The 259-nt window shown below is 55.6% G+C and carries 1 protein-coding gene; it reads right to left on the bottom strand.

Features of this window, described 5'->3' with window-relative positions; genetic code table 11:
* Positions 1–124: 124 nt before the first annotated feature.
* Positions 125–259: sigma factor-like helix-turn-helix DNA-binding protein (locus SB772_RS42615; protein ID WP_410838846.1), on the bottom strand; the 135-nt coding region annotated here is incomplete at its 5' end.

Genomic DNA, 259 nt, shown 5'->3' with positions numbered 1-259 from the left:
ACCCCAACGCGGCCACGGCATGAGGGACAAAGCGCAAGATGTGTCGCAGCAGCAACGCTCCAGCCCTCGGATAGCCTGCCGGCGGCGTAGAGCATAAGCATCTCGTCTTCGAGATGATGCTGGATCATCGGCTCTGTTGTAGTGCCCATCTTAGTTTCTCACATGCCATCCGAATTCTTGATTTCACTGTGCCGAGCGGGATGCCGAGCAGTGAAGAAATGGCGGAGTGCGGCATCTCCTCAAAATATGAAAGCCGTAG

The organism is Paraburkholderia sp. SIMBA_030, from assembly GCF_046535245.1.
Lineage (GTDB): Bacteria > Pseudomonadota > Gammaproteobacteria > Burkholderiales > Burkholderiaceae > Paraburkholderia.
The sequence above is the reverse complement of the archived record's forward strand: the minus strand, read 5'-3'. Positions and strand labels throughout refer to the sequence as shown.